Genomic DNA, 26,822 nt, shown 5'->3' on the forward strand with positions numbered 1-26,822 from the left:
GAACGTTCCGCGGTGAGTCATGCACGCAAGACTCACGACGGGCAGCCCGCCGTGGTTTCTTATAATTAACGCTTCTTACGGTTGGCTACGTGAATGGCGCCGCCATTCACTGCCAGCGCTGCTTCATGCAGCGCTTCGGACAGGGTTGGATGGCTGAAGACCATCATGCCCAGATCCTCGGCACTGGTGCCGAATTCCATTGCGATTGCGCCCTGCTGTACCAGTTCGGCAGCCGATGGGCCAATCACGTGCACACCCAGTACGCGGTCGGTCTTGGCATCGGCGATGACCTTGACGAAACCACCGGTGTCGTTGGCTGCCATCGCACGGCCGCTGGCGGCGAACGGGAAGGTGCCTACGTTAACCTCAACACCCTCGGCCTTCAAGGCTTGTTCGGTCTTGCCGACCCACGCGATTTCCGGGTGGGTGTAGATAACCGACGGGATCAGGTCGTAGTTCATCTGGGCTTTGTGGCCCTTGATGCGCTCGACGACCATGATGCCCTCTTCCGAGGCCTTGTGTGCCAGCATCATGCCGCGTACCACGTCACCGATGGCGAACACGCCCGGAACGCTGGTGGCGCAGTGATCGTCGACGAAGATGTAGCCACGCTCGTCGATGGTCACGCCGCTGTCGGAGGCCAGTAGGTCAGTGGTCACCGGGCGACGGCCGACCGCGACGATCAGCTTGTCGAAGGTGATCTTCTGCTCGCCTTCGGCGTTGGTGTAGGTGACTTCGACTTCGTTGCCGTTGACTTTCGAACCGGTGACGCGAGCGCCCAGTTTGATGTCCAGGCCTTGCTTGGTCAGCGTCTTCTGAGCTTCTTTCGACACGGCGGTGTCGGCAGCCATCAGGAAGGTGTCCAGGGCTTCCAGGACGGTGACTTCAGCACCCAGGCGAGCCCATACCGAACCCAGCTCCAGGCCGATCACGCCAGCACCGATCACGCCCAGGCGTTTAGGTACGGTCTGGAATTCCAGGGCGCCGGTGGAGTCGACGATGACGTTCTGGTCGACCGGAGCCGGCGGAATGTCGATCGGACGCGAGCCGGAGGCCAGGATCACGTTTTCGGCTTCGATGATTTCGGTGGTGCCATCAGCCTTGGTGACTTCGACTTTCTTGCCAGCCAGCAGTTTGCCGTGGCCCTGAATCGAGGTAACGCCGTTGGCCTTGAACAGGGTGGCAACGCCACCGGTCAGGTTCTTGACGATGCCAGCCTTGCGGCCAACCATCGCGGCGACGTCCATCTTCACTTCGCCAGTGGAGATACCGTGGACGTTGAAGCTCTCTTTGGCTTCCTTGTACTTCCAGGAGCTGTCCAGCAGCGCCTTGGACGGGATGCACCCTACGTTCAGGCAGGTGCCGCCCAGGGCCAGTTTGCCCTCGGCGTCGGTGTATTTCTCGATACAGGCAGTCTTCAGACCAAGTTGGGCAGCCTTGATGGCAGCCACATAGCCGCCAGGACCTGCACCAATCACCACTACGTCGAATTTCTGGGTCATAAAAGATTCCTTTTTAGCTTCAAGCGGCAAGCTGCAAGCCGCAAGACCAGCAGGCTTCGGCTTGAAGCTTGCGGCTTGCAGCTTACAGCTGCGCGATTAGATGTCCAGCAGCAGGCGAGACGGATCTTCCAGCAGGTTCTTGATGGTGACCAGGAAGGTTACCGCTTCCTTGCCGTCGATCAGGCGGTGATCGTACGACAGCGCCAGGTACATCATCGGGCGGATAACCACTTGGCCGTTGATGGCCATCGGGCGCTGGATGATGTTGTGCATGCCGAGAATGGCGGCCTGCGGCGGGTTGACGATCGGGGTCGACATCATCGAACCGAAAGTACCGCCGTTGGTGATGGTGAAGGTGCCGCCGGTCATTTCTTCGATCGACAGTTTGCCGTCACGGGCTTTCTTGCCGAAGGTGGCGATGCCGTTCTCGATTTCAGCCAGGCTCATCGACTCGGCGTTACGCAGTACCGGGACCACCAGGCCACGGTCGCTGGAGACGGCAACGCCGACGTCGGCGAAGCCGTGGTAGACGATGTCGTTGCCGTCGATCGAGGCATTGACAGCCGGGAAGCGCTTCAGCGCTTCGGTGGCGGCCTTGACGAAGAACGACATGAAGCCCAGGCGCACGCCGTTGTGGGTCTTCTCGAACAGGTCCTTGTACTTCGAACGCAGGGCCATGACTTCGGTCATGTCGACTTCGTTGAAGGTGGTCAGCATCGCCATGTTGGATTGGGCTTCGACCAGGCGCTCGGCGATCTTGGCACGCAGGCGGGTCATCGGCACGCGCTTCTCGGTGCGGTCGCCAGCGGCGGCCACAACCGGGGCAGCAGCGGCAGCGGCAGGCTTGGCAGCCGGCGCAGCGGCAGGTGCCGACTTCTTGTTGGCGACTGCAGCCACCACGTCTTCCTTGGTGACGCGACCGCCTTTGCCAGTGCCGGCAACGGTAGCCAGGTCGATGCCGTTTTCTTCAGCCAGCTTGCGCGCGGCCGGGGCAGCAACCGGGTCATCTTCGCCAGCATCGGCGGCAGCGGCAGCCGGAGCAGCAGCCGGAGCAGCAGCAGGAGCGGCAGCGGCGGCCGCTGGAGCAGCGGCAGCACCGCCTTCAACGATCGAGCCCAGCAGTTCGTCGGACAGGACGGTGTCGCCCTCCCCCTTGACGATGTCGCCCAGCACGCCATCGGCGGTAGCCAGTACTTCCAGGACCACCTTGTCGGTTTCGATGTCGACGATCAGCTCGTCACGCTTGACGGCTTCGCCCGGCTTCTTGTGCCAGGTGGCAACGGTGCCGTCGGCAACCGATTCCGGGAAGGTTGGGGCTTTGATCTCGATAGCCATTATCTGTGTTTCCTTAAATTCGGTTTCAGGTGCGCGAAGGCGTTAAACAGTGAAGGCGTCTTGCAGCAGTTTTTCCTGCTGTTCGGCGTGCTTCGAAGCGTAACCACAGGCTGGCGCGGCAGAGGCGTCGCGGCCGGCGTATTCCAGGACCAGCGCCTTGTTGTGGCGGCCCAGGATACGGCGCATGTGGTGCTGACTGCTGTACCAGGCGCCCTGGTTCATCGGTTCTTCCTGACACCAGACGGCATGCTTGAGGTTGGTGTACGGCGCCAGGATGTCGACCAAGTCGTCTTCCGGGAACGGGTACAGCTGCTCGATACGCACGATGGCGATGTCTTCGCGGCCTTCGGCACGGCGTTTTTCCAGCAGGTCGTAGTACACCTTGCCGCCGCACAGTACCAGGCGCTCGACCTTGGCTGGATCCAGGGTGTCGATTTCCGGGATCACGGTCTGGAACGAGCCTTCTGCCAGGTCTTCCAGGGTCGAGATGGCCAGCTTGTGGCGCAGCAGCGACTTCGGCGTCAGGACGATCAGCGGCTTGCGCAGCGGACGGATGACCTGGCGACGCAGCAGGTGGTAGATCTGTGCTGGCGTGGTTGGTACGCAGACCTGGATGTTGTGCTCGGCGCACAGCTGCAGGTAACGCTCCAGGCGCGCGGAGGAGTGCTCCGGGCCCTGCCCTTCATAACCGTGTGGCAGCAGCATGGTCAGACCGCACAGGCGGCCCCACTTGTGCTCACCGCTGGTGATGAACTGGTCGATCACCACTTGCGCACCGTTGGCGAAGTCGCCGAACTGGGCTTCCCAGATCACCAGCGCGTTCGGCGTGGTGGTCGAGTAACCGTATTCGAAGGCCAGTACCGCTTCTTCCGACAGGAAGGAGTCGTACAGGTCGAAGCGCGGCTGGCCCGGGAACAGGTTCTGCAGCGGTACGTAGGTGCTGGCGTCCTTCTGGTTGTGCAACACCGCGTGGCGGTGCGAGAAGGTGCCACGGCCGATGTCCTGGCCGGTCATGCGGATCGGGTGACCTTCGAACTGCAGCGTGGCGTAAGCCATGGTCTCTGCATAACCCCAGTTGATCGGCAAGCCACCGGCCTGCATCTTCTGGCGATCTTCGTAGATCTTCGAGACCTGGCGCTGAACCACGAAACCTTCCGGCAGCTCCAGCAGCTTGGCCGACAGGTCCTGCAGGGTCTTGAGGTCGAAGCGGGTGTCGTGACGCGCGGTCCAGGCGTGGCCCAGGTATGGACGCCAGTCCACGAACAGCTCGCGGTTCGGCTCCTTGACCAGGCTCTTGACCACGTGCAGGCCGTTGTCCAGGGCGTTGCGGTACTCGTCGATCTTGGCCTGAGCGCGCTCGGCGTCGATGCGACCAGCCTGGATCAGCGCTTCGGCATACAGCTCACGGGTGGTGCGCTGCTTGCTGATCTGCTGATACATCAGCGGCTGGGTACCGTTGGGCTCGTCGGCCTCGTTGTGGCCGCGGCGGCGGTAGCAGACCAGGTCGATGACCACGTCACGCTTGAACTGCATGCGGTAATCGATGGCCAGCTGGGTCACGAACAGCACGGCTTCCGGATCATCACCGTTAACGTGCAGGATCGGCGCCTGGATCATCTTGGCAACGTCGGTGGCGTACTCGGTGGAACGCGCGTCCAGCGGGTTGCTGATGGTGAAACCAACCTGGTTGTTGATCACGATGTGCACGGTACCGCCGGTCTTGAAACCGCGGGTCTGCGACATCTGGAAGGTTTCCATGACCACGCCCTGGCCGGCAAAGGCCGCGTCGCCGTGGATCGAGATCGGCAGTACCTTGTCGCCGACGGTGTCGTTGCGACGGTCCTGACGGGCGCGCACCGAACCTTCAACCACTGGCGAGACGATTTCCAGGTGGGACGGGTTGAACGCCATGGCCAGGTGAACTTCGCCACCAGTGGTCATCACGTTCGAGGAGAAGCCCTGGTGATACTTAACGTCACCGGAGCCCAGCTCGTTCATCTTCTTGCCTTCGAACTCGTCGAACAGCTCGCGCGGGTTCTTGCCGAAGGTATTGACCAGCACGTTCAGACGGCCGCGGTGGGCCATGCCGATCACGACTTCCTTGGTGCCGTAGGAGCCGGAGCGCTGGATCATTTCGTCCAGCATCGGAATCAGGCTCTCGCCGCCTTCCAGGCCGAAACGCTTGGTGCCCGGGTACTTGGTGCCCAGGTACTTCTCGAGGCCCTCACCGGCCGTCACGCGCTCGAGCAGGTGAGCCTGCACATCGGCGGAGAATTCCGGACGACCGCGCACGCTTTCGAGGCGCTGCTGGAACCAGCTACGCTGCTCGGAATCGACGATGTGGGTGAACTCGGCGCCAATGGTGCGACAATATGTCTTCTGGAGCGCTTCGACGATCTCGCGTAGGCTCGCTTCCTCTTTGCCGATGAACAGGTCGCCGGCACGGAAGGTCGTATCAAGATCGGCATTGGTCAAGCCGTAGTGATTGATCGACAGGTCTACGGGCGCAGGGCGCTGCCACAACCCCAACGGGTCGAGCTTGGCAGCCTGATGGCCGCGCATACGATAGGCCTGGATCAGTCGCAGAACTTCAACCTGCTTCTTCTCGTGTTCACTGCTCACGCTCCCGGCGGACACCGGTTGGGCGCGGCGCTGGTTCTTTGCCAGCAGTACGAAATGGTCGCGGATTGTCGAGTGCGATACATCAGTAGCGGTGCTGCCATCAGCAGGCAACTTCTGGAAGTAAGTGCGCCACTCTTCTGGCACAGCGTTAGGGTCGTGCAGGTAGAGCTCGTAGAGCTCTTCCACATATGCAGCGTTACCACCTGAAAGGTGGGCGCTTTCCCACATGCGCTGCATCACGCTTTCTTGCATGCTTGGTCACCCTCGATTAGGGGACTGATCGGCGAGAGCCACAGCAAACCTGGAAAAGTCCGAACACAGCGACTGAACCACGCCACTTGGATCTTGCTGATTTTCCGGGTACCAGCCCGGAAAGCCCCTGCTGGTCTCATATCTTCATAGGTATCGAGCGCGGGCTTTGTGGGCCCTTGCTCAGGTTTTACCTCAGTGCGGGCTCACCACCCGCACCTCGGCTTACTGCAGTTACAACGCTTTGAATCAGGTGCCGCTTTGCAGCAGCATGTTACGTACGTGGCCGATTGCCTTGGTCGGGTTCAGACCCTTCGGGCAAACGTTGACGCAGTTCATGATCCCGCGGCAGCGGAACACGCTGAACGGGTCATCCAGGGACGCCAGGCGCTCCTGGGTCTTGGTGTCACGGCTGTCGGCCAGGAAGCGATAGGCCTGCAGCAGGGCCGCTGGGCCCAGGAACTTGTCTGGGTTCCACCAGAACGATGGGCAGGAAGTCGAGCAGCAAGCGCACAGGATGCACTCGTACAGACCGTCCAGCTTGTCACGCTCTTCTGGCGACTGCAGACGCTCGATGGCCGGGGCCGGCGTGTCGTTCTGCAGGAATGGCTTCACCTTCTCGTACTGCTTGTAGAAGATGCTCATGTCGACGACCAAGTCACGAATGACCGGCAGGCCCGGCAGCGGGCGCAGCACCAGCTTGTTGCCCTTGACCACGCCCGACAGCGGGGTGATGCAGGCCAGGCCGTTTTTGCCGTTCATGTTCATGCCGTCGGAACCGCACACGCCTTCACGGCAGGAGCGACGGTACGAGAAACCCTCGTCCTTTTCCTTGATCAGCGCCAGCACATCCAGAACCATCAGGTCCTTGCCGCCGGTGTCGACGTCGAACGACTCCATCTTGGGCGCCGCGTCGGTGTCGGGGTTGTAGCGATAAACTTCGACTTTCAACATAGCAGCCACCCTTAGTAAGTCCGGATTTTTGGTTCGAAGGCTGGAACAGTCTTCGGCGCAAAGTTGACGCCGCGCTTGGCAACGCGCTTGACACCTGGGTAGTACAGGGTGTGGCACAGCCAGTTTTCGTCGTCACGGTCTTCGAAGTCTTCACGGGCGTGGGCGCCGCGGGACTCTTTACGGGCTTCGGCCGCAATGGCGGTAGCTTCGGCAACTTCCAGCAGGTTCTGCAGCTCCAGCGCTTCGATACGCGCGGTGTTGAAGGCCTGGGACTTGTCGTTGATCTTGACGTTGGCGATACGCTCGCGCAGACCAGCCAGTTGCTCGATACCTTTGAGCATGTATTCGCCAGTACGGAATACACCGAAGTAGTTCTGCATGCAGCTCTGCAGCTCGCGCTTGAGGCTGGCAACGTCTTCGCCAGTGGAGCGCTCGTTGAGCTTGTTCAGGCGGTTCAGGGCAACGTCGATGTCGGTGTCGCTGGCGTCGAGGTGCTCGATGCCGTCGCTCAGCGCCTTCTCCAGGTGCAGGCCGGCAGCACGGCCGAACACCACCAGGTCGAGCAGCGAGTTGCCGCCCAGGCGGTTGGCACCGTGAACCGATACGCACGCCACTTCACCTACGGCGAACAGGCCAGGGATGATGTGATCCTTGCCTTCTTCGTCCATGGTGATGGCCTGGCCATGAATGTTGGTAGCGACGCCACCCATCATGTAGTGGCAGGTCGGAACGACCGGCACCGGCGCGACGACAGGGTCGACGTGGGCGAAGGTCTTGGACAGCTCGCAGATGCCTGGCAGGCGGCTGTGCAGCACTTCCTCGCCCAGGTGGTCCAGCTTCAGCAGTACGTGGTCCTTGTTCGGGCCCACGCCGTTGCCGGCGATGATCTCTTTGACCATGGAACGGGCAACCACGTCGCGGCCGGCCAGGTCTTTCGCGTTCGGCGCGTAACGCTCCATGAAGCGCTCGCCGTGGGCGTTGATCAGGTAGCCACCCTCACCGCGGCAACCCTCGGTGACCAGTACACCGGCGCCGGCGATGCCGGTCGGGTGGAACTGCCACATTTCGATGTCCTGCACCGGTACACCGGCACGCAGGGCCATGCCGATACCGTCGCCGGTATTGATCAGGGCGTTGGTGGTGGAGGCATAGATACGGCCCGCACCGCCAGTCGCCAGAACGGTGGCCTTGGACTTGATGTACATGGTTTCGCCGGTTTCGATGCAGATCGCGATCACACCGACGAAGGCGCCTTCCTGGTTTTTTACCAGGTCAACGGCGTAGTACTCGTTGAGGAAGGTGGTACCGGCTTTCAGGTTGCCCTGGTACAGGGTGTGCAGCAGCGCGTGACCGGTACGGTCGGATGCTGCGCAAGTACGAGCAGCCTGGCCGCCCTTGCCGAAGTCCTTGGACTGGCCACCGAACGGACGCTGGTAGATGCGGCCGGTTTCGGTACGCGAGAACGGCAGGCCCATGTGGTCCAGTTCGAAGACCGCAGCCGGGCCTTCCTGACACATGTATTCGATAGCGTCCTGGTCACCGATGTAGTCGGAACCCTTGACGGTATCGTACATGTGCCAGCGCCAGTCATCGTTCGGGTCAGCCGAAGCGATGGCGCAGGTAATGCCGCCCTGAGCGGATACAGTGTGCGAACGGGTCGGGAAGACCTTGGTGACTACGGCAGTCTTGTGACCGCCCTGAGCCAGCTGCAGCGCTGCGCGCATGCCGGCACCGCCGCCACCAATGATGATGGCGTCGAAGGAAATAGTAGGAATGCTAGCCATGGATCAGATACCCCAGAGAATCTGCACACCCCAGACGAAGTAAGCGAACATCGCAACGCCGCATACCGCCTGGAACAGGAAACGAATCGCAGTTGCCGACTTGCCGAACGACATAGGCGTCAGGTAGTCGGTCGCAATGGTCCACATGCCGACCCAGGCGTGAGCGCCCAGGGCAACGAGGGCCAGCAGACTGAAGATCCGCATCGCGTTGTTGGAGAACAGACCATGCCACTGGGTGTAGTCGATGCCTGGGTGGCAGACCACGTAGCCGATCAGGAAAATGAAGTAAGCCGCGAGAACGACCGCCGATACGCGCTGCGCCATCCAGTCATAGAGGCCCGAACGCGACAGGTTCGTGACATTGGTTACCATACCCAAACTCCCACCAGAACGATCAGCACCACGGAGATGACGATCACGATTTTCGAGCCCAGCTTGCCGCCTTCCAGCGTCTCACCGATGCCCATGTCCATGATCAGGTGGCGTACACCTGCCACGAGGTGATAAAGCAGGGCGGACAACAGGCCCCAGGTCACGAACTTGGCCAGCGGGCTGGTCAGACACGCCTTCACCTCACCGAAGCCTTCCTCGGAACCCAGCGATTTGCCCAGTGCATAAAGCATGATGGCAAGGCCGAGGAACAGGATGACGCCGGAGATACGGTGAAGAATGGACGTGTACGCAGTGACAGGAAGCTTGATGGTCCTTAGGTCTAGGTTTACAGGTCGTTGGCTTTTCACGGCTTTTTTCACACTGAAGAGCCCCTAGCGAATCAGGGCAAAGTTGTTGGTAAGTGTACTGGTCAGGTACCCACCACCCAGGGAACGGCGACACCCAGCAGTTCGGGCTTGCAAGCCCCTGGGAGTCGGGTGCCGAGTATAGACAGTTAGGCTGCTTATGACAACGTGACGGGGTAGCCCAAATAGCGCATTGCCTTTAGCGAACAAAAGGCGTAAATGGGCGAGAATTTCGTGAAAAATCAGGCCTCAGAGCCGGTTTCAACCAGCCTTTAGGCAAATTGACATTCAAATTTACTTCTCTATAGTGGTGCGGGCCCTGCGTGGGGGGTCTGTCTGATGATTTCAAGCATTAATAGGAGGCCACATGGCTGACAAAAAAGCGCAGTTGGTCATCGAGGGCGCTGCCCCCGTCGAGCTGCCCATTTTAACCGGCACCGTTGGTCCTGATGTAATCGACGTCCGCGGGTTGGGGGCCACAGGTCACTTCACCTTCGACCCAGGTTTCATGGCGACCGCCTCGTGCGAGTCGAAGATCACCTACATCGATGGCGATCAGGGCGTGCTGCTGCACCGCGGCTACCCGATCGAACAGCTCGCCGAACAATCGGACTACCTGGAAACCTGCTACCTGCTGCTCAACGGCGAACTGCCGAATGCCGAGCAGAAGGCCCAGTTCGTCAGCACCGTCAAGAACCACACCATGGTTCACGAGCAGCTGAAGTCCTTCTTCAACGGTTTCCGCCGCGACGCTCACCCGATGGCGGTGATGTGCGGTGTGGTTGGCGCCCTCTCGGCGTTCTACCACGACTCCCTGGACATCAATAACCCGCAACACCGCGAAATTTCCGCGGTGCGCCTGGTCGCCAAGATGCCGACCCTGGCCGCGATGGTTTACAAGTACTCCATGGGCCAGCCGATGATGTACCCGCGCAACGACCTGTCGTACGCGGAAAACTTCCTGCACATGATGTTCAACACCCCGTGCGAGATCAAACCGATCAGCCCGGTGCTGGCCAAGGCAATGGACAAGATCTTCATCCTCCATGCCGACCACGAACAGAACGCCTCCACTTCCACCGTGCGCCTGGCCGGCTCTTCGGGTGCCAACCCGTTCGCCTGTATCGCCGCCGGTATCGCCGCACTGTGGGGCCCTGCCCACGGCGGCGCGAACGAAGCCGTGCTGACCATGCTCGACGAAATTGGCGATGTTTCGAACATCGACAAGTACATCGCCAAGGCCAAGGACAAGAACGACCCGTTCAAGCTGATGGGCTTCGGTCACCGCGTTTACAAGAACCGTGACCCACGCGCCACCGTGATGAAGAAGACCTGCGACGAAGTCCTGGGCGAGCTCGGCATCAAGAACGACCCGCAGCTGGAACTGGCCATGCGCCTGGAAGAGATCGCCCTGACCGATCCGTACTTCATCGAGCGCTCGCTGTACCCGAACGTCGACTTCTACTCGGGCATCATCCTGAAGGCGATCGGCATTCCGACCAGCATGTTCACCGTCATCTTCGCCCTGGCACGTACCGTGGGCTGGATCTCGCACTGGAAAGAAATGCTCTCCAGCCCGTACAAGATTGGCCGCCCGCGCCAGCTGTACACCGGCGAGCTGCAGCGCGACATCGTCGAACTGAAAGACCGCAAGTAAGCTCCCTGAGCCGAACGCAAAAAGGCTGCCCCTGGGCAGCCTTTTTTATTGCCATTGTGCTGAACCGCTTATGCAGGCATGAGCATTACGGCGCTGCGAGCCTCAGTTTTTCTCGGCCCGCTCACGCAACCCTTTCAAGGTATTGAACGGCGCCTCCACGACAAACTTGTTGGCAACCATCGCCGGCACACTGCCACCCGGCTCGGTGTGCACCTGGTAGGTGACCTCTGTACTGTCGCCCTTGGGCACCAGCTTCCAGAAGCCTTCGACTTTCGCCACCCGCACGAACCCCTTCTCTTCGGGGACATACGTCGGCTCTTCTTTCAGGTTGCGGGTCAGGCTGCCATCAGCGGCCTTGACCGTGGTGACATGCAGTACCGAATCCCGCGGGGTCACGGGCCACGGCGTATTGAACTGGGTGTAGGTCCAGCTCTGGTCACCTTCGTGCTTGAGCAGCTTCTGCGATTTGCACTCGTGGATCCAGGAACAGGCCCCAGCCACATCCTCTTGCAGCGCCTCGACCTTGGCCAGCGGCGCCTTGATCACGGTGACACCGCGATAGGCCTTGTACTTGGAGCCCGGCACTTCGCTGAGGGAGACCTTGATCCCCTCCTCGTCCTTGGCCACCTGCCAGTTTTCCGCCCAGGCGGCAGGCGCCAGCAGGACACCCATGCCACACAGCAGTGCAATACGCTTGAACGATCTCATCATCTTTATCCTTGTTGTCGAAGATCCAGCCTGTCACGCCGCCGTCATCTGCTCCCACCAGCCGAGAATCCTGATTGCCTCGTCGCGATCGTTGCCGCACACCTCGATATCCGCCTTGAACCCGCCGCACACCGCCGGCCGCTCGGGCTTGCCGAACAGGTCGCAGAGGTTCTCGACGGTCAAATGCAGGCAGCGCTCGCCAGCCGGCTTGCCGTGGGGCATGCGAGGCATCGCAGAGCTGATGGACGGGGCGATGCAGCAGGCACCGCAGCCCTCACGGCAATTCATGACAACAAGACTCCCTGAAACAAAACGGGACGAACGTCCCTGGATAGTAACCGCTCAAACATACGTTTGAAATTGCTGGCCTGATGAAATCGCCCGTGACTCAACAGTCAGTTACCGCTGGCTACTGACGGAACTCGAAGTCGATGGCCGCCCCTTCCACATCACGGCGGCTATCGTTGCGCATCTGCAACTGCATTTCGTTGCTGATCAACCGGCCGTTGAGCTGGAACGGGCTGTCGTCGCTTTGTGGCTTCTCGGTGAACATGGCGGGCAGCAAAGGTTTGCGACGGTTGGCAGAGTTGCCGACGCTGGGTTCGAGATCATCGACCATATCAGCCGGCAGGCTCAGGTCGAGTTTGGCTTTCGGCAGCGGCTTGGCCACCGCCTTGCTGACCGGCTTGCGTGCCACCTTGGCTTTCGGCTTGGGCTTGGGTTTGGACTTGGCTGGCTGCCTGGTCGCAGGCTTTGCAGCCGCCTTGCCCTGCTGCGCTTGAACCGCAGGCTGCGCCGCCTGGGATACGCCAGGAAGCGCAACAAACGGCACAAGGCAGACGATCAGGGCAATACAACGCAACAGTTTCATGGACACCGGCTAGCAAGGCAGGAAATGTGCGTATGCTCTCCGTTCCGCCCGCGCCTGGCAAGCCTTACAAAAGTGAGGGTTGCGACTCCCTGCACAATTGCTGTGCCAGCAGCCCGAGCGTCATCACCGCCCGCTCGGCCTCCTTGTTCCACGGGATGCCACAGTTCAGCCGGATGCAGTGATTGAACTGCTCGGTATTACTGAAGATCAGCCCCGGCGCGATGCTGATACCCTGCTCCAGCGCGCGCACGTGCAATTCCTGCGTATTGACCCTTCCCGGCAGGCTCACCCAAAGGATGAACCCACCCGTGGGCCGGGTCATCTGCGTGCCTTCCGGGAAGTGCTGCTGCACCGCCAGCTGGTAAGCGCTGAGGTTCTTGCGATACTCCTGACGGATAAACCGCAGGTGGCGATCGTAGCCGCCGTTTTCCAGGTAAGCCGCCACCCCCATCTGCGTGACGCTGCACGCGGAATGCGTGGTGAAGGTCTGCAACCGCTGGATCTCGTCCTGGTAGCGCCCCGCCACCATCCAGCCAACCCTCACACCGGGCGACAGCGTCTTGGAAAAACTCGAACAGTAGATGACCCGGTCCAGCCGGTCGAATGCTTTCAGCGCCTTGGTCTTGCCCTGCTCGAACATCAGTTCGCCGTAAATGTCGTCTTCAACGATCTGTATGTCGAAGTCCGACGCCAGGCGCAGCAACTGCTTCTGCCGCTCTTCGGGGATGGTACCACCCAGTGGGTTGCTCAGGCGCGAGGTCAGCACCAGGGCCTTGATCGACCACTGATTGGCTGCAAGCTGCAAGGCCTCCAGGCTGATGCCGGTAGACGGGTCACTGGGAATCTCGATGACCTTCAGGCCGAGCAGGTCGGCCAACTGCAGCAGGCCGTAATAAGTGGGTGACTCGGCGGCGATCAGGTCACCCGGGCGGGTCAGCACGCGCAGCGACATCTGCAGCGCGTCGACACAGCCATGGGTGACGATCACCTCGCGCGGGTCAACCAGTACGCCGGCATCGCGCATGCGTATGGCGATCTGCCGGCGCAGCGGCTCGAAACCTGGGCTGAACATGTAGCTGAACGCACGCGGGCTGTGAAACCGGGTGACCTTGGCGATCTGCTGATGCAGGGCGCGCACCGGCAAGTAATCGACATGGGGCACGGCGGCCCCGAAGGGGAATACGCCATCACGACGCGCCTCGGTCAATACTTGCTGGATGATACTGGCCCGGGTCACCAGGCCGGGGCGTTCGACCCTGGCGATGTCTGGTGTCTGCGCGGTCAGCGCCGGCGTTTGGTGCACGTAGTACCCCGACTGCGGCCGGGCGCGGATCAGCCCCTGATCCTCGAGATTGGCATAGGCCTGCAGCACCGTGGCATGGCTGACATTGAGCTGAGCGCTCATCTTGCGCACGGACGGTACCCGCTCCCCTGGCTGGTAGACACCACGACGGATGTCATCGGCCAGTTGCTGGGCGATACGCTGGTACAACAGCAGGTTGGTCATGGCGATATCTCGACGCGCGGACGGGCTCGTTGTTCTTGTGCGACTCACTGACGGCAGAGAATACCGTAACAGTTGCGAAGTGTACTGGGACAGATTGCAGAATAGTCGACATTACAGTTGCGTAACACCTGTCGAAACGATTAACCCGTCACGCGCCGATAAAAAAGGGGCTGCAATGCAGCCCCCCTTTTTTCAATGATCAGCGCGCTGGCGCCAGCTTGCCTTTCTCGTCAGAAAAGACGATCTCGACCCGGCGATTCTGCGCCCTGCCCCGCTCGGAGGCATTGGCCTCGATCGGATACTGATCGCCATACCCCTCGACCTGCAGGCGTTTTTCGTTGATGCCCAGATCGACCAGCATATCGGCCACCGCTTGCGCCCGATCACGCGATAGTTTGAGGTTGTCCTCCGGCGCGCCCGTGTTGTCGGCGTAACCTTCGATCCGCACTACGCGGCGAGGGTTGAGCTGCAGGAACTGCACCAGCTTCAGCACGGTGCGGCTGGCCGAGTTCTTCAGGTCAGCGCGGCCGGTATCGAACAGCACATCGCCCAGCGTCATCACCAACCCACGGTCAGCCTGCTCGGAGGCCAACGCGGCGATCTGCGTCTCGACCCACTTGCCTTGCTGCTGCACGCTGGCCAATTTGGCCTCGCGCAGGGCCAGTTGCAGGCGCTGGCGTTCGAGGTCGAGCTTGGCCAGGCGCTCCTGGTTCAGCGCCAGCTTGGCGTGCTCGCTGGCGATCTCGCTGTAGCGCTGGCTCAAGTAGGCATAGTGGCGCACGTCGGTGCCTGTACCGATGTAGCTGGACAGGCGTTCGGCGCGGGCCAGCGATTCACCGGCACGGATCACGTCACGCGGCGCGCTGCGCAGCACATCGGAATCATCCTTGACCTTCTGAAACGCCGTGGCGGCGTCATCCAGCGCCGACTCGCTGCGCTGGCTGGCGCAACCTTGCAGCCCGGCGGTCAGTGCCAGCAGGGCCAGAGCGGCCACTGGCTTGTAGCGCATCATGGCTGCACCTCCAGCTGCTTGCGCAAGCGCTTGACCCGAGACTGCAGCGCGTCGAGTTGCTCGTCGCTCTTCTGGTTCAGCACACGGGCTTCGGCCAGCCGCGCATCCAGCTCGGCCTGCTCGGCCCGCATGCGGGCGTCGCGGTAGTCTTCGGTCAGCATATTGGTCTTGGCCCGGGCAAGCTTGTCTTCGGCCAGCTTCAGCTCCTCGACCTGGTCGGTGGCACCGACCGCCTTGGCCTGCTCCAGCGCCTGCTCGGAAATACGCATCTGCTCGTTGGGCGCCGGGTCATTGGCGCAGCCGGCCAGGCCGAGCATGGCCACGGCAAGGATCAGTGATTGGGTTCTCACGCACTCTTCCTACTGTTTGGGGGCATCCGCCTGCACGTGCATCTGCGCTTTCCAGCGCTCGACATTGCGTTGCAGCACGGCTTCAGACGCACCGGAGATCGGCAATTCTGTCAGTTTTTTTGCCAGTTGCCCACGCAACCACGCGTCATTGCACGCCGAGTTGTGCGAGACGGCCAGGTACAGCCCTGGGCGATCCACCGGCAGGCCGCGCGCGATAAGGTCGTTGCTCATGCCCAGGCTCTGGGTCATGGCCATGCCCGAGTAGCGGCCGGCCAGCACATAATCGACCTGGCCCAGCACCAGTTTTTGAAACGCCTGGGTCAGGTTCTGCGCGGGCACCAGCTTCAGCTGCGCCTTGGCAAAGGCGCTGAAAGCGGGGGTCAGGCGGGCGCGTTCCGACAGCGTGCCCTGGTATTTCGCCAGGTCCGCCGGCCCGTCAAAGTCGACCTCGGCGTCATGCCGCGTCCAGACCAGGTATTCGTTGAGCTGCAAGGGCGGGTGAATGTAGTCCAGTGCCGTCAGCTGCTCCACTTGCATGGGCGTATCGAGCAGCAGGTCCATGCGCCCGCTGCGCACCTCTTCCAAAGCCTGGTCGCGCCTGCCGGCATTCAACACCTCCACCTTCACGCCCAGCTCGCCGGCCACCTGGCGCAACAGGTCGACGTTGGCGCCGACGAGGTGTTCAGGGTCTTTCGGGTCTTGCCAGGAATAAGGCGGGGCATCCGGGCTGCCGGTAGCCACCAGGCGCTCACATTTGCCTGCCGCCATTGCCAGCGGCGACAGCATCGCCACCGTGCATGCCAGCACCTTGCCTGCTTTGCGAAACGCCATCCTTTACTCCTTGCCCGCATAAAAAAAGCCCGGCCCTCGTTACAAGGGCCGGGCTTCTTTATAAGTGAAGCAGGCGGATCAGACCAGCTTTTCCAGCTCTGGAACCGCTTCGAACAGGTCAGCGACCAGCCCGTAGTCGGCCACCTGGAAGATCGGCGCTTCTTCATCCTTGTTGATCGCAACGATCACCTTGGAGTCTTTCATGCCGGCCAGGTGCTGGATCGCGCCGGAGATACCGACGGCGATGTACAGCTGCGGCGCAACGATCTTGCCGGTCTGGCCGACCTGCATGTCGTTGGGCACAAAGCCTGCGTCGACCGCAGCGCGCGAGGCACCCACGGCGGCGCCGAGCTTGTCGGCCAGGCTGTACAGGTGCTTGAAGTTGTCACCGTTGCCCATGCCGCGGCCACCGGAAACGACGATCTTGGCAGCGGTCAGCTCTGGGCGGTCGGACTTGGCCAGCTCTTCACCGACGAAGGTGGAGATACCGGCGTTGTGCGCAGCGCCAACGGCCTCAACAGCGGCCGAGCCACCTTCGGCGGCCACGGCATCAAAGCCAGTGGTACGCACGGTGATGACCTTGACCGCAGCGCTCGATTGCACAGTGGCAATGGCGTTACCGGCATAGATCGGGCGCTTGAACGTGTCGGCGGATTCGACCGAGATGATCTCGGAAATCTGATCGACGTCCAGCAGCGCGGCAACGCGTGGCAGGATGTTCTTGCCGTTGGTGGTGGCCGGGGCCAGCACGTGGCTGTAACCCGTAGCCAGCTCGACGATCAGCGGGGCGACGTTTTCCGGCAGGACATGGGCGTAGGCGGCGTTATCAGCCACCAGCACCTTGGCAACGCCAGCGATCTTGGCAGCGGATTCGGCAACGCCACCGACGTTCTGGCCTGCGACCAGCACGTGCACATCACCACCGATCTTGGCGGCTGCGGCAACAGTGTTCAGGGTGGACGGGGCTACGGCACCGTTCTCGTATTCAGCGACAACCAGGATAGTCATTTAGATTACCTTCGCTTCGTTCTTCAGCTTCTCGACCAGTTCGGCCACCGACTTGACCTTGATACCCGCGCTGCGTGCAGCAGGCGCTTCGACTTTCAGGGTCTTGTTGGTGGAGGCGAGGGAAACGCCCAGATCGTCAGGCTTGACGGTCTCCAGCGGCTTCTTCTTGGCCTTCATGATGTTCGGCAGCGACGCGTAGCGCGGCTCGTTCAGGCGCAGGTCGGTGGTGACGATCGCCGGCAGGTTCAGCGATACGGTCTGCAGGCCGCCATCGATTTCACGGGTGACGTTCAGCTTGTCGCCAGCCACTTCGACCTTGGAGGCGAAGGTGCCCTGGGCGTAGCCGGTCAGCGCGGCCAGCATCTGGCCGGTCTGGTTGTTGTCACTGTCGATGGCCTGCTTGCCGAGAATGACCAGCTGCGGCTGCTCTTTGTCGACAACGGCTTTCAGCGCCTTGGCCACGGCCAGCGAATTCAGCTCATCGGCGGCTTCGACCAGGATGGCACGATCAGCACCCAGTGCCAGCGCAGTACGCAACTGCTCCTGGGCAGTGGTCGGGCCGACGGAGACGACGACGATCTCGCTCGCCACGCCCTTCTCTTTCAGGCGTACGGCTTCTTCCACGGCGATTTCGCAGAAGGGGTTCATGGACATCTTGACGTTAGCAAGGTCGACGCCGGAGTTGTCCGCCTTGACGCGAACCTTGACGTTGTAGTCGACCACTCGTTTGACAGCTACAAGAACCTTCATGGATTCCTCGTTACTCTCCGGTGAATAGATAGTCGCCTGGGGCTATGCCCGGCGATGCGCGTGGGTACAAGGGCACCTCTAAAAACGTGCCGGGGGGCGCAAACTTCAGCGTGACCAATCAGTCTTGTTCAGACCATTGCGGCAAATAGCTGCGGGTCATTTTCTGTGGTGGCGTGTAAACTCCACTACAAACCGTGATCTGGCCCGAAAGCCCTGCTCCATACCTGGTTTTTAGAGGTGTACCTGCGCCCGGCGATAAGCCTACGGCGAACGTAAAACCGCTCCTATCTTGACTGCAACACCCAATCCGGTCAATACGGCAAATCGGTCACCCTTCAGCCGCGTTCCTGTGATTTTACTGGCCTGCGGCAAATTCAAACAAACGTTTGTATTGGACCCGCCAAGTGGTGTAGATATAATGCGCGGCCAAGACAAAACGGTGTAGTCCATCCTCTGCGCTGCTACAGCTCCGCTCCCGTGAAGCGCGGTGCGCATGATCACCCCACACCCATAAGACAAAGCAACAGCACCAGCCTTGATGAGTAGGAGAGAACCAGTGGAACGCGAATACATGGAATTCGACGTGGTCATCGTCGGCGCTGGCCCGGCAGGCCTGTCAGCCGCCTGCCGCCTGAAGCAGAAGGCCGCCGAAGCCGGTAGCGAAATCAGCGTCTGCGTGGTCGAGAAAGGCTCCGAAGTCGGCGCCCACATTCTCTCCGGCGCGGTGTTCGAGCCGCGCGCCCTGAACGAACTGTTCCCCGACTGGAAGGAACTCGGCGCGCCGCTGAACACCGAGGTCAAGCGCGACGACATCTACGTGCTCAAGGATGCCGGCAGCTCGACCAAGGTGCCTGACCTGTTCGTGCCCAAGACCATGCACAACCAGGGCAACTACATCATTTCGCTGGGCAACCTGTGCCGCTGGCTGGCCCAGCAGGCGGAAAACCTCGGCGTGGAAATCTACCCCGGCTTCGCCGCCCAGGAAGCGCTGATCGACGACAACGGCGTGGTCCGCGGCATCGTCACCGGTGACCTGGGCGTCGACCGTGAAGGCAACCCGAAAGACGGCCTGTACACCCCCGGCATGGAGCTGCGCGCCAAGTACACCCTGTTTGCCGAAGGCTGCCGCGGCCATATCGGCAAGCAGCTGATCAAGCGCTTCAACCTCGACAGCGAGTCTGACGTCCAGCACTACGGCATTGGCCTGAAGGAAATCTGGGAAATCGACCCGGCCAAGCACGAGCAGGGCCTGGTGGTGCACACCGCTGGCTGGCCGCTGGACGTGGTAAGCGCCGACAACACCGGCGGCTCGTTCCTCTATCACCTGGAAAACAACCAGGTGGTGGTCGGCCTGATCGTCGACCTGTCCTACGCCAACCCTTACCTGTCGCCATTCGATGAGTTCCAGCGCCTCAAGCATCACCCGGTGATGAAGCAGTACCTCGAAGGCGGCAAGCGCATCAGCTACGGCGCCCGCGCCATCTGCAAAGGCGGCCTGAACTCGCTGCCGAAGATGGTGTTCAACGGCGGTGCGCTGATCGGTTGCGACCTGGGTACCTTGAACTTCTCGAAGATCAAGGGCAGCCACACCGCCATGAAGTCGGGCATGCTCGCGGCCGACGCCGTGGCCGACGCGCTGATCGCAGGCAGCGAGGGCGGCGACGCCCTCAACACCTATGTCGATGCTTTCAAGGCCAGCTGGCTGCACGAAGAGCTGTTCGCCAGCCGCAACTTCGGCCCGGCACTGCACAAGTTCGGCCCGCTGCTCGGCGGCGCGTTCAACTACGTCGACCAGAACTGGTTCGGCGGCAAGCTGCCGTTCACCCTGCATGACACCAAACCGGACTACGCCTGCCTCAAACTCGCGGCCGACTCGAAAAAGATCGACTACCCGAAACCGGACGGCAAGCTCAGCTTCGACAAGCTCAGCTCGGTATTCCTCTCCAGCACCAACCATGAAGAGGAACAACCCTGCCACCTGAAACTGACCGACCCGAACATCCCGATCGCCAGCAACCTGCCGCTGTACGACGAGCCGGCGCAGCGTTACTGCCCAGCGGGCGTGTACGAAGTGGTCACCCAGGAAGACGGCAACAAGCGCTTCCAGATCAACGCGCAGAACTGCGTGCACTGCAAGACCTGCGACATCAAGGACCCGGCCCAGAACATCACCTGGGTTACCCCTGAAGGCGCAGGTGGGCCGAATTACCCGAACATGTAAGCCCGCCCCTGCGGCAATAAAAAGCCCCCTGGCCTCGCGGTAAGGGGGCTTTTTTGTATGTGCGGTGTCAGGCAGTCCTGACTTCCTCGAACAGTTCGGGGTGACGATCCAGCAGTTTGAACAGTTTGACCAAAGCCACTGGCGGCCTGGTTTTGCCATTTTCGTAACGTGAGAAAGCATTCACCCCTCCGCCGAAAATTTCCCCAGCCTCGCGCTGGTCCAGATCGAATTTCTTGCGCACCGAGGTGATGAATCCAGGATCGACCGCCATAGCATTCACTTGGCGGTTGAAAGCCGACATCAGGTTACTGACACGCATGGCCTCATCATGGCTCAGTACAGACTCGCCACAGACAGAACAATAATCGCCACTGACATCAGGGATCTGCGTCGACTCACCTTTGTAGCAATACGGCATATCCTGGGTGTCAGGTGCGAGCTCCGCACCACCGCAAATAGGACATCTCATGATCACAGCTCCTCGAAAGACACGATGAGCACGTCGTCGATTACGGACAGCTTGAGGTAAACGCTTCCCCGTGCAGTCTGTGGACGATACACATCCTGCCAAATTCGGTGATCGACATGGCTGGTCATGCTCTTGTGGAAATCCGTGCGCTTCAAACTCATGATGACCTCGAGCATGCATGGGTAATCCATTCCAAAAGCCTGAGCACCCTGCAATGCGGTGCTAGTCGTGCGAATGCGCCCCGCCGCAATCAATGCCCCTACCCGCTCCAGCGGGCAATGAGGCGTTCTCTTTTCCATGAGAAATTAACCTTCTAGGTTAAATTTGGCTAATAGGTTATTCCAATAGCCTCCACCTGAAAGTCTGCCTCATCACCTGCAAACACTTAGGGTGTCATTTGTCACCACACATGATCGGCATGGGTTCGGCCGCGAACGCCAATGGCTCGCGGCGCCCGAAATACAATGCTGTCAGCAACCCGACAGTACCCATGATCAGACAGAACCCGACACACACCCACGGGCTCCACGGCATCAGTGCAATCAACGCCAACGGCGTGGTGCTGGCCCACAGTGCATAGGCGACGTTATAGGTAAAGGAAATACCCGACACCCGGATCTCGGCCGGGAACAGCCCGACCATCACCGACGGCACCACACCCACCACACCGCACGAAAGCCCTGCCAGCGCATAGGCCAGCCAGGTCAGGCCCCACTGCCCTACCAGGCTGGCATAAAGCACGCCGATGCCCAGCGGTAGCAGCAGGCTGTAGATCATCAGCGCACGCCAGGCGCCCAGGCGATCGACCAGCAGCCCGGCCAGCACGCAGCCAATGTTCAGGAAGACGATGCCGACACTGCTCAAGGCGAAGGTATGCCCGGCGGTCATGCCGAAACGCTGCTGCATCACCGTCGGGGTGATCACCACCAGCACCACTACTGCCGAGGTCAGCACGCAGGTCAGCAGCGCTGCCGGGATCAACGCCCGACGGTGCTCCCCCAGCACGCGCCGCAACGGGAACTTCACCGGCTGCTGCTGACGCTCGCGCAAGGCCAGAAACACCGGTGTTTCACTCAGCCAACGGCGCAACCACACACCGATCACACCGAACACCCCGCCCAGCAGGAAGGGGTAGCGCCAGGCGTAATCGAGAATCTCCTGCGCGGTAAAGGCCTGCGCCAGCAATGTGGCGGTCAGCGCACCCAGCAGATAGCCGAAGGTCAAGCCGGCTTGCAGGAAGCCCAGGGCATAGCCGCGCCGCCCGTGCGGGGCATGTTCGGCAACGAAGGTCCACGCGCTTGGCACCTCACCCCCGACTGCGGCGCCCTGCAGAATGCGCAGCCCCAGCAGGATCAGCGGCGCCGCGTAGCCGATGTCGGCATAGGTCGGCATCACCCCGATCAGCAGGCACGGCAGGGCCATCATCAGGATGCTCAAGCTGAACACCCGCTTGCGCCCCAGGTGGTCGGCGAAGTGCGCCATGAGGATGCCGCCCAGCGGCCGGGCCAGGTAGCCGGTGACAAAAATCCCGAAGCTTTGCAGCAGGCGCAGCCACTCGGGCATTTCTGGCGGGAAGAACAGCTGGCTGAGGGTCAGGGCGAAGAATACGAAGATGATGAAATCGTAGATTTCCAGCGCGCCGCCCAGCGCCGCCAGGCCCAGGGTCCGGTGGTCACCGCGGCTGAACCGGGGCGGGCGAGCGGTATCGATGGCAGTCATGACAAGGGTCCGCAAATCGGCAAAGGGCAGGAGGATAGCAAATCCTCGCCGCCCTGCCCGCCCCCGCTATCGGCTGAACACCGTGTGGGCGAAGTTCCTGCGCGGGTAGGCCGGTGGCCCGCCGCTGGCGAGGCCGGGCGGCAAGGCCAGCTTGCCGACCACTACCGGCGCGTCGATGATCGCCATGAAAGACTCCAGGGCCTCGTTGTCCGGCACCTGCGGCAGGCTTACGTTCACCGCCTGGCGCTCGGTCTGCGGCACTGCAGGCACCTTCAACTGGCGGGAGTGGTACAGCAGGGCATGCTGGATTTGCGTGCTGACCCGGCAAAATCGTGCCAGGTCGACACCGGCATGGCTGGCCAGCTCGATATTGCCAACCAGCAGGTTGAACGGCTGCAGCGCGCAGTGCACCAGGCGCTGCAACTCATCGAAGCACTCGACCGGAGCGATCCGGTAATAGCCCAGGCCATTGAGCAGCCTTTCCAGCTGCAAGCGCTGGGACGGGTGCTCGTCGGCAATGAGGATGCGCAGGGTCTTGTTGGTCATTGTCGGACCTGGGCAGTCAGGTAGATAGGGCACGCTCCCTGACCAAACTGCGCCAGCAACAGGCAACCACCAAGGCTGAACACTTGGAGGGGTCAAGTTAGATAGTTGTCGTGAAACATCTAGAAATCAAGTTGCCAGCACACAGAATTTTCACCGGCCTTTCACCGCTTTTTCAGGATTCCCATTGGCGCATGCGCACGCGGCAATGCTTCATGGCGTTGACGATGTGCTTTTCCACCAGGCTGCGGGAGATGCCCAGGTGATCGGCAATCTGCTGGTGTGACAGGCCATCGAGCTTGCGTAACAGGAAGCTGTCGCGGCAGGGCTTGCTCAGTTCGTCCAGTGCCTTCTGCATCAAGGCCAGGCGCTGGTCCAACTGCATGTGCTGCGTGGGTGCCGGGCTATGCCAGCGCTCATCGAGGTCCAGCACTTCGAGCGGCTCGGCCTGGCGCAGCAAGTGGCGCCGATGGCGGTCGATCACAAGGTTCAGCGCCGTGCGGTAGAGGAACGCGCGTGGGTGCTCGATCTGCTGTGGATCGGTGCGTTCCAGCACCCGCAGATAGGCATCGTGAGCCACATCTTCAGCTGCCTGGCGACTGCCCAGGCGGGCTGAAAGAAAACTCACCAGTTCGCGATAGTAATGTTCCACGACGGCACCTGAGGGCGTCCTGTCTGGCCGGGACGAGGTCTGAATGATATCAGCGTGCGATCTTACAAATTATAATTATTCTCAGCAACTCACTGACTGCCTTCCCCTAAATCCACCCCACTTGCCTTCGTCTAACTGGCACCTCCGTACGCGCCTCGACCAGGCTGCGTGTGGCCACCACCCTTGGCTGGAAGTCTGCATGAGATTACCCAACACCCGTCGGCTCCTCCTGTTTGGCGGCCTAGGCCTGCTGACGCTCGGCAGCCTCTTGGCGTGGAAAAGCCTGCCTTTCGGTGTGCTGCCGGTCAGCACCGTCACAGTCGCCCGCGCCGACATCGAAAGCAGCGTCACCGCCCTTGGCACCCTGCAACCCCGCCGTTATGTCGATGTCGGCGCCCAGGCGTCCGGGCAGATCCGTACCTTGCATGTCGAGGCCGGCGACGAGGTGCGCAAAGGCCAGCTGCTGGTAGAGATCGACCCCTCGACCCAGCAGGCCAGGCTCGATGCCGGGCGTTTCTCGATAGACAACCTCAAGGCGCAGCTGGCAGAACAGCGCGCCCAGTATCTGTTGGCCCAGCAAGTGCTCAAACGTCAGCACGACCTGGCAGCGGCAGGTGCCACCCGCCAGGAAGACCTGCAGGCAGCCGACGCCCAGCTCAAGGTGACCCAGGCCCGCATCGACATGTTTCAGGCGCAGATCCGCCAGGCCCAGGCCAGCCTGCGCAGCGACGAGGCCGAACTGGGCTACACACGCATCTATGCGCCCATGGACGGCACCGTGGTCGCGGTGGACGCCCGTGAAGGTCAGACGCTCAACGCCCAGCAGCAAACGCCACTGATCCTGCGCATTGCCAAGCTTTCGCCGATGACCGTTTGGGCACAGGTGTCCGAAGCCGATATCGGCAAGGTAAAACCGGGCATGACCGCCTACTTCACCACGCTTGCCGGCGGCAAGCGCCGCTGGAACAGCACCGTGCGCCAGATCCTGCCGATCCCGCCCAAGCCGCTGGCGCTGACCAGCCAGGGCGGCGGTGGCCCAGCCAGCGCTACCAGCGGCACCACTGGCAGCCAGGTCGTGCAGTACACCGTGCTGCTCGACGTGGACAACCCCGACGGTGCACTGATGGCCGAGATGACCACCCAGGTGTTCTTCGTCGCCGGGCAGGCCAACCAGGTGCTGACCGCGCCGCTGGCGGCGCTGGACGACAGCGATAGCGAAGGCTTGCGCCTGGCCCAGGTGCTCGGCCAGGACGGCAAACTGGAACAACGCAAGGTCCGCGTTGGCCTCAGCGACCGCCTGCGGGTGCAGATTCTCGATGGCCTGCAGGAAGGCGAGCGCCTGGTAATTGGCGCCCCCCTGGCCAGTGGAGGTTGAATGTCAGCGCCCCTGATCGAACTACGCGACGTCCGCAAAGCCTACGGCGGCATCGACAGCCCCAAGGTCGAGGTGCTGCGCGGCATCAGCCTGAGCATCCACCCCGGCGAGTTCATCGCCATCGTCGGCGCGTCCGGCTCAGGCAAGTCGACTCTGATGAACATCCTCGGTTGCCTCGACCGCCCCACATCCGGCAATTACCTGTTCGCGGGCAAGGACGTGGCCCAGCTGGACAGCGACGAGCTGGCCTGGTTGCGCCGCGAGGCCTTTGGCTTCGTATTCCAGGGCTATCACCTGATACCGTCGGGTTCGGCCCAGGAAAACGTCGAGATGCCGGCCATCTATGCCGGCACCCCGGCGCCCGAACGGCATGCCCGCGCCGCCGCCCTGCTCGAGCGCCTGGGCCTGGCCAGCCGCACCGGCAACCGCCCGCACCAGCTGTCCGGCGGCCAGCAGCAGCGGGTGTCGATTGCCCGGGCCTTGATGAACGGCGGGCATATCATCCTCGCCGACGAGCCGACCGGCGCCCTCGACAGCCACAGCGGCACCGAAGTCATGGCCCTGCTGGACGAACTGGCCAGCCAGGGCCACGTGATCATCCTGATCACCCACGACCGGGAAGTGGCCGCCCGCGCGCGCCGGGTGGTGGAAATCCGCGACGGCCTGATGATCAGCGACTCGGCCGCCGACCAGCCCCCCCTCGATACCCATCAAGGCCTGCAGGCCAACGACCTGCGCCAGCGTCTGGACCAGGGTGCCACCCAGCGCGGTGCATGGAAGGGCGAGCTGCTCGAAGCCCTGCAGGCGGCCTGGCGGGTCATGTGGATCAACCGGTTCCGCACCGCCCTGACCCTGCTCGGCATCGTCATCGGTGTGGCCTCGGTGGTGGTCATGCTGGCCGTGGGCGAAGGCAGCAAGCGCCAGGTCATGGCGCAGATGGCCGCGTTCGGCTCCAACATCCTCTACCTCAATGGCCGCCATGCGACGCTGCGCGAACCCGGCGGCATCGTCACCCTCGATGACGTAGCAGCCATTGCCGAGCTGCCACAGGTCAAGCGCATCATGCCGGTGATCGGCAGCGATGTGATGGTGCGCCACGGCAACAACAACCAGAAGTTCTATGTGGGCGGCAACAACGTCGAGTTTCCGCTGATCCTCAACTGGCCCGTGGTCGAAGGCAGCTTCTTCACCGAGGCCGACGAGCGCAGTGGTGCCGCCGTCGCGGTCATCGGCCAGAAAGTTCGCGAAAAGCTCCTGCCCACGCTCAGCGACGGGCTGGGTGAATACCTGCTGATTGGCAACGTGCCATTCCAGGTGGTGGGCATCCTGGCCGGCAAGGGCGCCAGCTCCGGCGACCAGAAAAGTGACGAGCGCATCGTCGTGCCCTACTCCGCTGCGTCCATGCGCCTGTTCGGTAGCCATGACCCGGAGTACGTGATCATCGCGGCCGCTGATTCGGCCCGCGTGGCCGAGACCGAAGCGGCCATCGACCGCCTGATGCGCAAGCGCCATCAAGGCAAGGACGACTTCGAACTGACCAACGACGCGGCGCTGATCCAGGCCGAGGCTCGCACCCAGAACAGCCTGTCGCTGATGCTGGGGGCAATCGCCGCGATCTCGCTGCTGGTCGGCGGCATAGGGGTGATGAACATCATGCTCATGACCGTGCGTGAGCGTACCCGCGAAATCGGTATCCGCATGGCCACCGGTGCGCGCCAGCGCGACATCTTGCGCCAGTTCCTCAGCGAGGCGGTGATGCTGTCGATGGTCGGCGGCGTGACCGGCATCATCCTGGCCGTGGCGATTGGCGGCGGGTTGATACTGGCCAACGTCTCCGTAGCCTTCGCCCTGCCCGCCATCCTCGGCGCCTTCACCTGCGCCGTCGTCACCGGCATCGTGTTTGGCTTCATGCCAGCCCGCAAGGCCGCCCGCCTCGACCCGGTGAAAGCCCTTACCAGCGAATGAG

The 26,822-nt window shown here is 61.8% G+C and carries 25 protein-coding genes; 4 read left to right on the forward strand and 21 right to left on the reverse strand.

Annotated elements, in window-relative coordinates; translation table 11 throughout:
* Positions 1-65 precede the first annotated feature (65 nt).
* From lpdA to sdhC, 7 genes are all read right to left on the reverse strand, one after another.
* Positions 66-1,502 carry a dihydrolipoyl dehydrogenase gene (gene lpdA / locus ACFY68_RS21215; protein ID WP_346615139.1) on the reverse strand — a complete coding sequence of 479 codons (1,437 nt, stop codon included), beginning with the start codon at positions 1,500-1,502 and terminating at the stop codon, positions 66-68.
* A 96-nt stretch (positions 1,503-1,598) separates the two neighbouring features.
* Complete coding sequence (odhB, locus tag ACFY68_RS21220) at positions 1,599-2,837, reverse strand: 2-oxoglutarate dehydrogenase complex dihydrolipoyllysine-residue succinyltransferase (RefSeq protein WP_387531346.1); 1,239 nt, start codon at positions 2,835-2,837, stop codon at positions 1,599-1,601.
* A gap of 42 nt (positions 2,838-2,879) precedes the next feature.
* Positions 2,880-5,711 carry a 2-oxoglutarate dehydrogenase E1 component gene (locus ACFY68_RS21225; protein WP_346615141.1) on the reverse strand — a complete coding sequence of 944 codons (2,832 nt, stop codon included), beginning with the start codon at positions 5,709-5,711 and terminating at the stop codon, positions 2,880-2,882.
* A gap of 246 nt (positions 5,712-5,957) precedes the next feature.
* Entirely contained in the window at positions 5,958-6,662 is a 705-nt protein-coding gene (locus ACFY68_RS21230) for a succinate dehydrogenase iron-sulfur subunit (RefSeq protein WP_346615142.1), read from the reverse strand.
* Positions 6,663-6,673: 11 nt separating this feature from the next.
* Entirely contained in the window at positions 6,674-8,446 is a 1,773-nt protein-coding gene (gene sdhA, locus ACFY68_RS21235) for a succinate dehydrogenase flavoprotein subunit (RefSeq protein WP_023533625.1), read from the reverse strand.
* Positions 8,447-8,449: 3 nt separating this feature from the next.
* Positions 8,450-8,818, reverse strand: coding sequence for a succinate dehydrogenase, hydrophobic membrane anchor protein (gene sdhD, locus ACFY68_RS21240; protein ID WP_027921320.1), 369 nt, complete (start codon positions 8,816-8,818; stop codon positions 8,450-8,452).
* On the reverse strand, positions 8,812-9,198 hold the full coding sequence (sdhC, locus tag ACFY68_RS21245; RefSeq protein ID WP_012315350.1) for a succinate dehydrogenase, cytochrome b556 subunit: 387 nt from the start codon (positions 9,196-9,198) through the stop codon (positions 8,812-8,814). Before sdhC ends, sdhD begins: the two co-directional genes overlap by 7 nt.
* A 352-nt stretch (positions 9,199-9,550) precedes the next feature.
* On the opposite strand from sdhC, the gene gltA reads away from it, so the two are divergent.
* Positions 9,551-10,840 carry a citrate synthase gene (gene gltA, locus ACFY68_RS21250; protein WP_346615143.1) on the forward strand — a complete coding sequence of 430 codons (1,290 nt, stop codon included), beginning with the start codon at positions 9,551-9,553 and terminating at the stop codon, positions 10,838-10,840.
* A gap of 102 nt (positions 10,841-10,942) precedes the next feature.
* Here gltA and ACFY68_RS21255 read toward each other — a convergent pair whose 3' ends face one another.
* From ACFY68_RS21255 to ACFY68_RS21295, 9 genes are all read right to left on the reverse strand, one after another.
* Entirely contained in the window at positions 10,943-11,551 is a 609-nt protein-coding gene (locus tag ACFY68_RS21255) for an START domain-containing protein (RefSeq protein ID WP_387531354.1), read from the reverse strand.
* Between the two features lie 30 nt (positions 11,552-11,581).
* A complete protein-coding gene (locus tag ACFY68_RS21260; RefSeq protein ID WP_346615637.1) occupies positions 11,582-11,836 on the reverse strand; it encodes a YkgJ family cysteine cluster protein in 255 nt (84 codons plus the stop codon).
* A gap of 121 nt (positions 11,837-11,957) precedes the next feature.
* On the reverse strand, positions 11,958-12,419 hold the full coding sequence (locus tag ACFY68_RS21265; RefSeq protein WP_387531362.1) for a hypothetical protein: 462 nt from the start codon (positions 12,417-12,419) through the stop codon (positions 11,958-11,960).
* 64 nt (positions 12,420-12,483) lie between these two features.
* A complete protein-coding gene (locus ACFY68_RS21270; RefSeq protein WP_346615635.1) occupies positions 12,484-13,926 on the reverse strand; it encodes a PLP-dependent aminotransferase family protein in 1,443 nt (480 codons plus the stop codon).
* A 199-nt stretch (positions 13,927-14,125) separates the two neighbouring features.
* Complete coding sequence (locus ACFY68_RS21275; RefSeq protein ID WP_387531366.1) at positions 14,126-14,938, reverse strand: OmpA family protein; 813 nt, start codon at positions 14,936-14,938, stop codon at positions 14,126-14,128.
* Positions 14,935-15,288: a DUF4398 domain-containing protein gene (locus ACFY68_RS21280; RefSeq protein ID WP_346615633.1), complete on the reverse strand. Its 354-nt coding sequence runs from the start codon at positions 15,286-15,288 to the stop codon at positions 14,935-14,937. Before ACFY68_RS21280 ends, ACFY68_RS21275 begins: the two co-directional genes overlap by 4 nt.
* A 9-nt stretch (positions 15,289-15,297) precedes the next feature.
* Positions 15,298-16,119 (reverse strand): substrate-binding periplasmic protein, encoded by an 822-nt coding sequence (locus ACFY68_RS21285; RefSeq protein ID WP_387531370.1) that lies wholly within the window; start codon positions 16,117-16,119, stop codon positions 15,298-15,300.
* 78 nt (positions 16,120-16,197) lie between these two features.
* The gene (locus tag ACFY68_RS21290) at positions 16,198-17,127 is read right to left on the reverse strand and encodes an FAD-binding protein (protein ID WP_346615631.1); all 930 of its coding nucleotides are present in this window, start codon (positions 17,125-17,127) and stop codon (positions 16,198-16,200) included.
* A complete protein-coding gene (locus ACFY68_RS21295) occupies positions 17,128-17,877 on the reverse strand; it encodes an electron transfer flavoprotein subunit beta/FixA family protein (protein ID WP_346615630.1) in 750 nt (249 codons plus the stop codon).
* 556 nt (positions 17,878-18,433) lie between these two features.
* Here ACFY68_RS21295 and ACFY68_RS21300 point away from each other — a divergent pair.
* Positions 18,434-20,098 carry an electron transfer flavoprotein-ubiquinone oxidoreductase gene (locus ACFY68_RS21300; RefSeq protein ID WP_387531374.1) on the forward strand — a complete coding sequence of 555 codons (1,665 nt, stop codon included), beginning with the start codon at positions 18,434-18,436 and terminating at the stop codon, positions 20,096-20,098.
* 67 nt (positions 20,099-20,165) lie between these two features.
* On the opposite strand, the gene ACFY68_RS21305 is transcribed toward ACFY68_RS21300, so the two are convergent.
* From ACFY68_RS21305 to ACFY68_RS21325, 5 genes are all read right to left on the reverse strand, one after another.
* On the reverse strand, positions 20,166-20,567 hold the full coding sequence (locus tag ACFY68_RS21305; RefSeq protein WP_387531377.1) for a type II toxin-antitoxin system MqsA family antitoxin: 402 nt from the start codon (positions 20,565-20,567) through the stop codon (positions 20,166-20,168).
* 2 nt (positions 20,568-20,569) lie between these two features.
* Positions 20,570-20,866: a type II toxin-antitoxin system MqsR family toxin gene (locus ACFY68_RS21310; protein WP_387531380.1), complete on the reverse strand. Its 297-nt coding sequence runs from the start codon at positions 20,864-20,866 to the stop codon at positions 20,570-20,572.
* A gap of 94 nt (positions 20,867-20,960) precedes the next feature.
* Complete coding sequence (locus tag ACFY68_RS21315) at positions 20,961-22,286, reverse strand: MFS transporter (protein ID WP_387531383.1); 1,326 nt, start codon at positions 22,284-22,286, stop codon at positions 20,961-20,963.
* Positions 22,287-22,352: 66 nt separating this feature from the next.
* Positions 22,353-22,832: a histidine kinase gene (locus ACFY68_RS21320; RefSeq protein ID WP_387531386.1), complete on the reverse strand. Its 480-nt coding sequence runs from the start codon at positions 22,830-22,832 to the stop codon at positions 22,353-22,355.
* A 172-nt stretch (positions 22,833-23,004) separates the two neighbouring features.
* On the reverse strand, positions 23,005-23,526 hold the full coding sequence (locus ACFY68_RS21325; RefSeq protein ID WP_387531434.1) for a sigma-70 family RNA polymerase sigma factor: 522 nt from the start codon (positions 23,524-23,526) through the stop codon (positions 23,005-23,007).
* A 154-nt stretch (positions 23,527-23,680) separates the two neighbouring features.
* Here ACFY68_RS21325 and ACFY68_RS21330 point away from each other — a divergent pair, with 154 nt between their 5' ends.
* Both ACFY68_RS21330 and ACFY68_RS21335 read left to right on the forward strand, forming a co-directional pair.
* The gene (locus ACFY68_RS21330; protein ID WP_387531389.1) at positions 23,681-24,856 is read left to right on the forward strand and encodes an efflux RND transporter periplasmic adaptor subunit; all 1,176 of its coding nucleotides are present in this window, start codon (positions 23,681-23,683) and stop codon (positions 24,854-24,856) included.
* A complete protein-coding gene (locus tag ACFY68_RS21335; RefSeq protein ID WP_387531392.1) occupies positions 24,857-26,821 on the forward strand; it encodes a MacB family efflux pump subunit in 1,965 nt (654 codons plus the stop codon).
* Position 26,822 lies beyond the last annotated feature (1 nt).

The organism is Pseudomonas sp. NPDC012596, from assembly GCF_042902325.1.
Lineage (GTDB): Bacteria > Pseudomonadota > Gammaproteobacteria > Pseudomonadales > Pseudomonadaceae > Aquipseudomonas.

What these genes read in the sequence shown, in the direction of transcription:
- sdhA (WP_023533625.1), bottom strand. Translation starts at nt 8,446, where the DNA reads ATGGCTAGCATTCCTACTATTTCCTTCGACGCCATCATCATTGGTGGC.
- ACFY68_RS21255 (WP_387531354.1), bottom strand. Translation starts at nt 11,551, where the DNA reads ATGATGAGATCGTTCAAGCGTATTGCACTGCTGTGTGGCATGGGTGTC.
- ACFY68_RS21270 (WP_346615635.1), bottom strand. Translation starts at nt 13,926, where the DNA reads ATGACCAACCTGCTGTTGTACCAGCGTATCGCCCAGCAACTGGCCGAT.
- ACFY68_RS21275 (WP_387531366.1), bottom strand. Translation starts at nt 14,938, where the DNA reads ATGATGCGCTACAAGCCAGTGGCCGCTCTGGCCCTGCTGGCACTGACC.
- ACFY68_RS21305 (WP_387531377.1), bottom strand. Translation starts at nt 20,567, where the DNA reads ATGAGATGTCCTATTTGCGGTGGTGCGGAGCTCGCACCTGACACCCAG.
- ACFY68_RS21320 (WP_387531386.1), bottom strand. Translation starts at nt 22,832, where the DNA reads ATGACCAACAAGACCCTGCGCATCCTCATTGCCGACGAGCACCCGTCC.
- ACFY68_RS21310 (WP_387531380.1), bottom strand. Translation starts at nt 20,866, where the DNA reads ATGGAAAAGAGAACGCCTCATTGCCCGCTGGAGCGGGTAGGGGCATTG.
- ACFY68_RS21330 (WP_387531389.1), top strand. Translation starts at nt 23,681, where the DNA reads ATGAGATTACCCAACACCCGTCGGCTCCTCCTGTTTGGCGGCCTAGGC.
- ACFY68_RS21225 (WP_346615141.1), bottom strand. Translation starts at nt 5,711, where the DNA reads ATGCAAGAAAGCGTGATGCAGCGCATGTGGGAAAGCGCCCACCTTTCA.
- ACFY68_RS21285 (WP_387531370.1), bottom strand. Translation starts at nt 16,119, where the DNA reads ATGGCGTTTCGCAAAGCAGGCAAGGTGCTGGCATGCACGGTGGCGATG.
- ACFY68_RS21230 (WP_346615142.1), bottom strand. Translation starts at nt 6,662, where the DNA reads ATGTTGAAAGTCGAAGTTTATCGCTACAACCCCGACACCGACGCGGCG.
- ACFY68_RS21290 (WP_346615631.1), bottom strand. Translation starts at nt 17,127, where the DNA reads ATGACTATCCTGGTTGTCGCTGAATACGAGAACGGTGCCGTAGCCCCG.
- ACFY68_RS21295 (WP_346615630.1), bottom strand. Translation starts at nt 17,877, where the DNA reads ATGAAGGTTCTTGTAGCTGTCAAACGAGTGGTCGACTACAACGTCAAG.
- ACFY68_RS21265 (WP_387531362.1), bottom strand. Translation starts at nt 12,419, where the DNA reads ATGAAACTGTTGCGTTGTATTGCCCTGATCGTCTGCCTTGTGCCGTTT.
- ACFY68_RS21335 (WP_387531392.1), top strand. Translation starts at nt 24,857, where the DNA reads ATGTCAGCGCCCCTGATCGAACTACGCGACGTCCGCAAAGCCTACGGC.
- gltA (WP_346615143.1), top strand. Translation starts at nt 9,551, where the DNA reads ATGGCTGACAAAAAAGCGCAGTTGGTCATCGAGGGCGCTGCCCCCGTC.
- odhB (WP_387531346.1), bottom strand. Translation starts at nt 2,837, where the DNA reads ATGGCTATCGAGATCAAAGCCCCAACCTTCCCGGAATCGGTTGCCGAC.
- sdhD (WP_027921320.1), bottom strand. Translation starts at nt 8,818, where the DNA reads ATGGTAACCAATGTCACGAACCTGTCGCGTTCGGGCCTCTATGACTGG.
- lpdA (WP_346615139.1), bottom strand. Translation starts at nt 1,502, where the DNA reads ATGACCCAGAAATTCGACGTAGTGGTGATTGGTGCAGGTCCTGGCGGC.
- ACFY68_RS21260 (WP_346615637.1), bottom strand. Translation starts at nt 11,836, where the DNA reads ATGAATTGCCGTGAGGGCTGCGGTGCCTGCTGCATCGCCCCGTCCATC.
- ACFY68_RS21315 (WP_387531383.1), bottom strand. Translation starts at nt 22,286, where the DNA reads ATGACTGCCATCGATACCGCTCGCCCGCCCCGGTTCAGCCGCGGTGAC.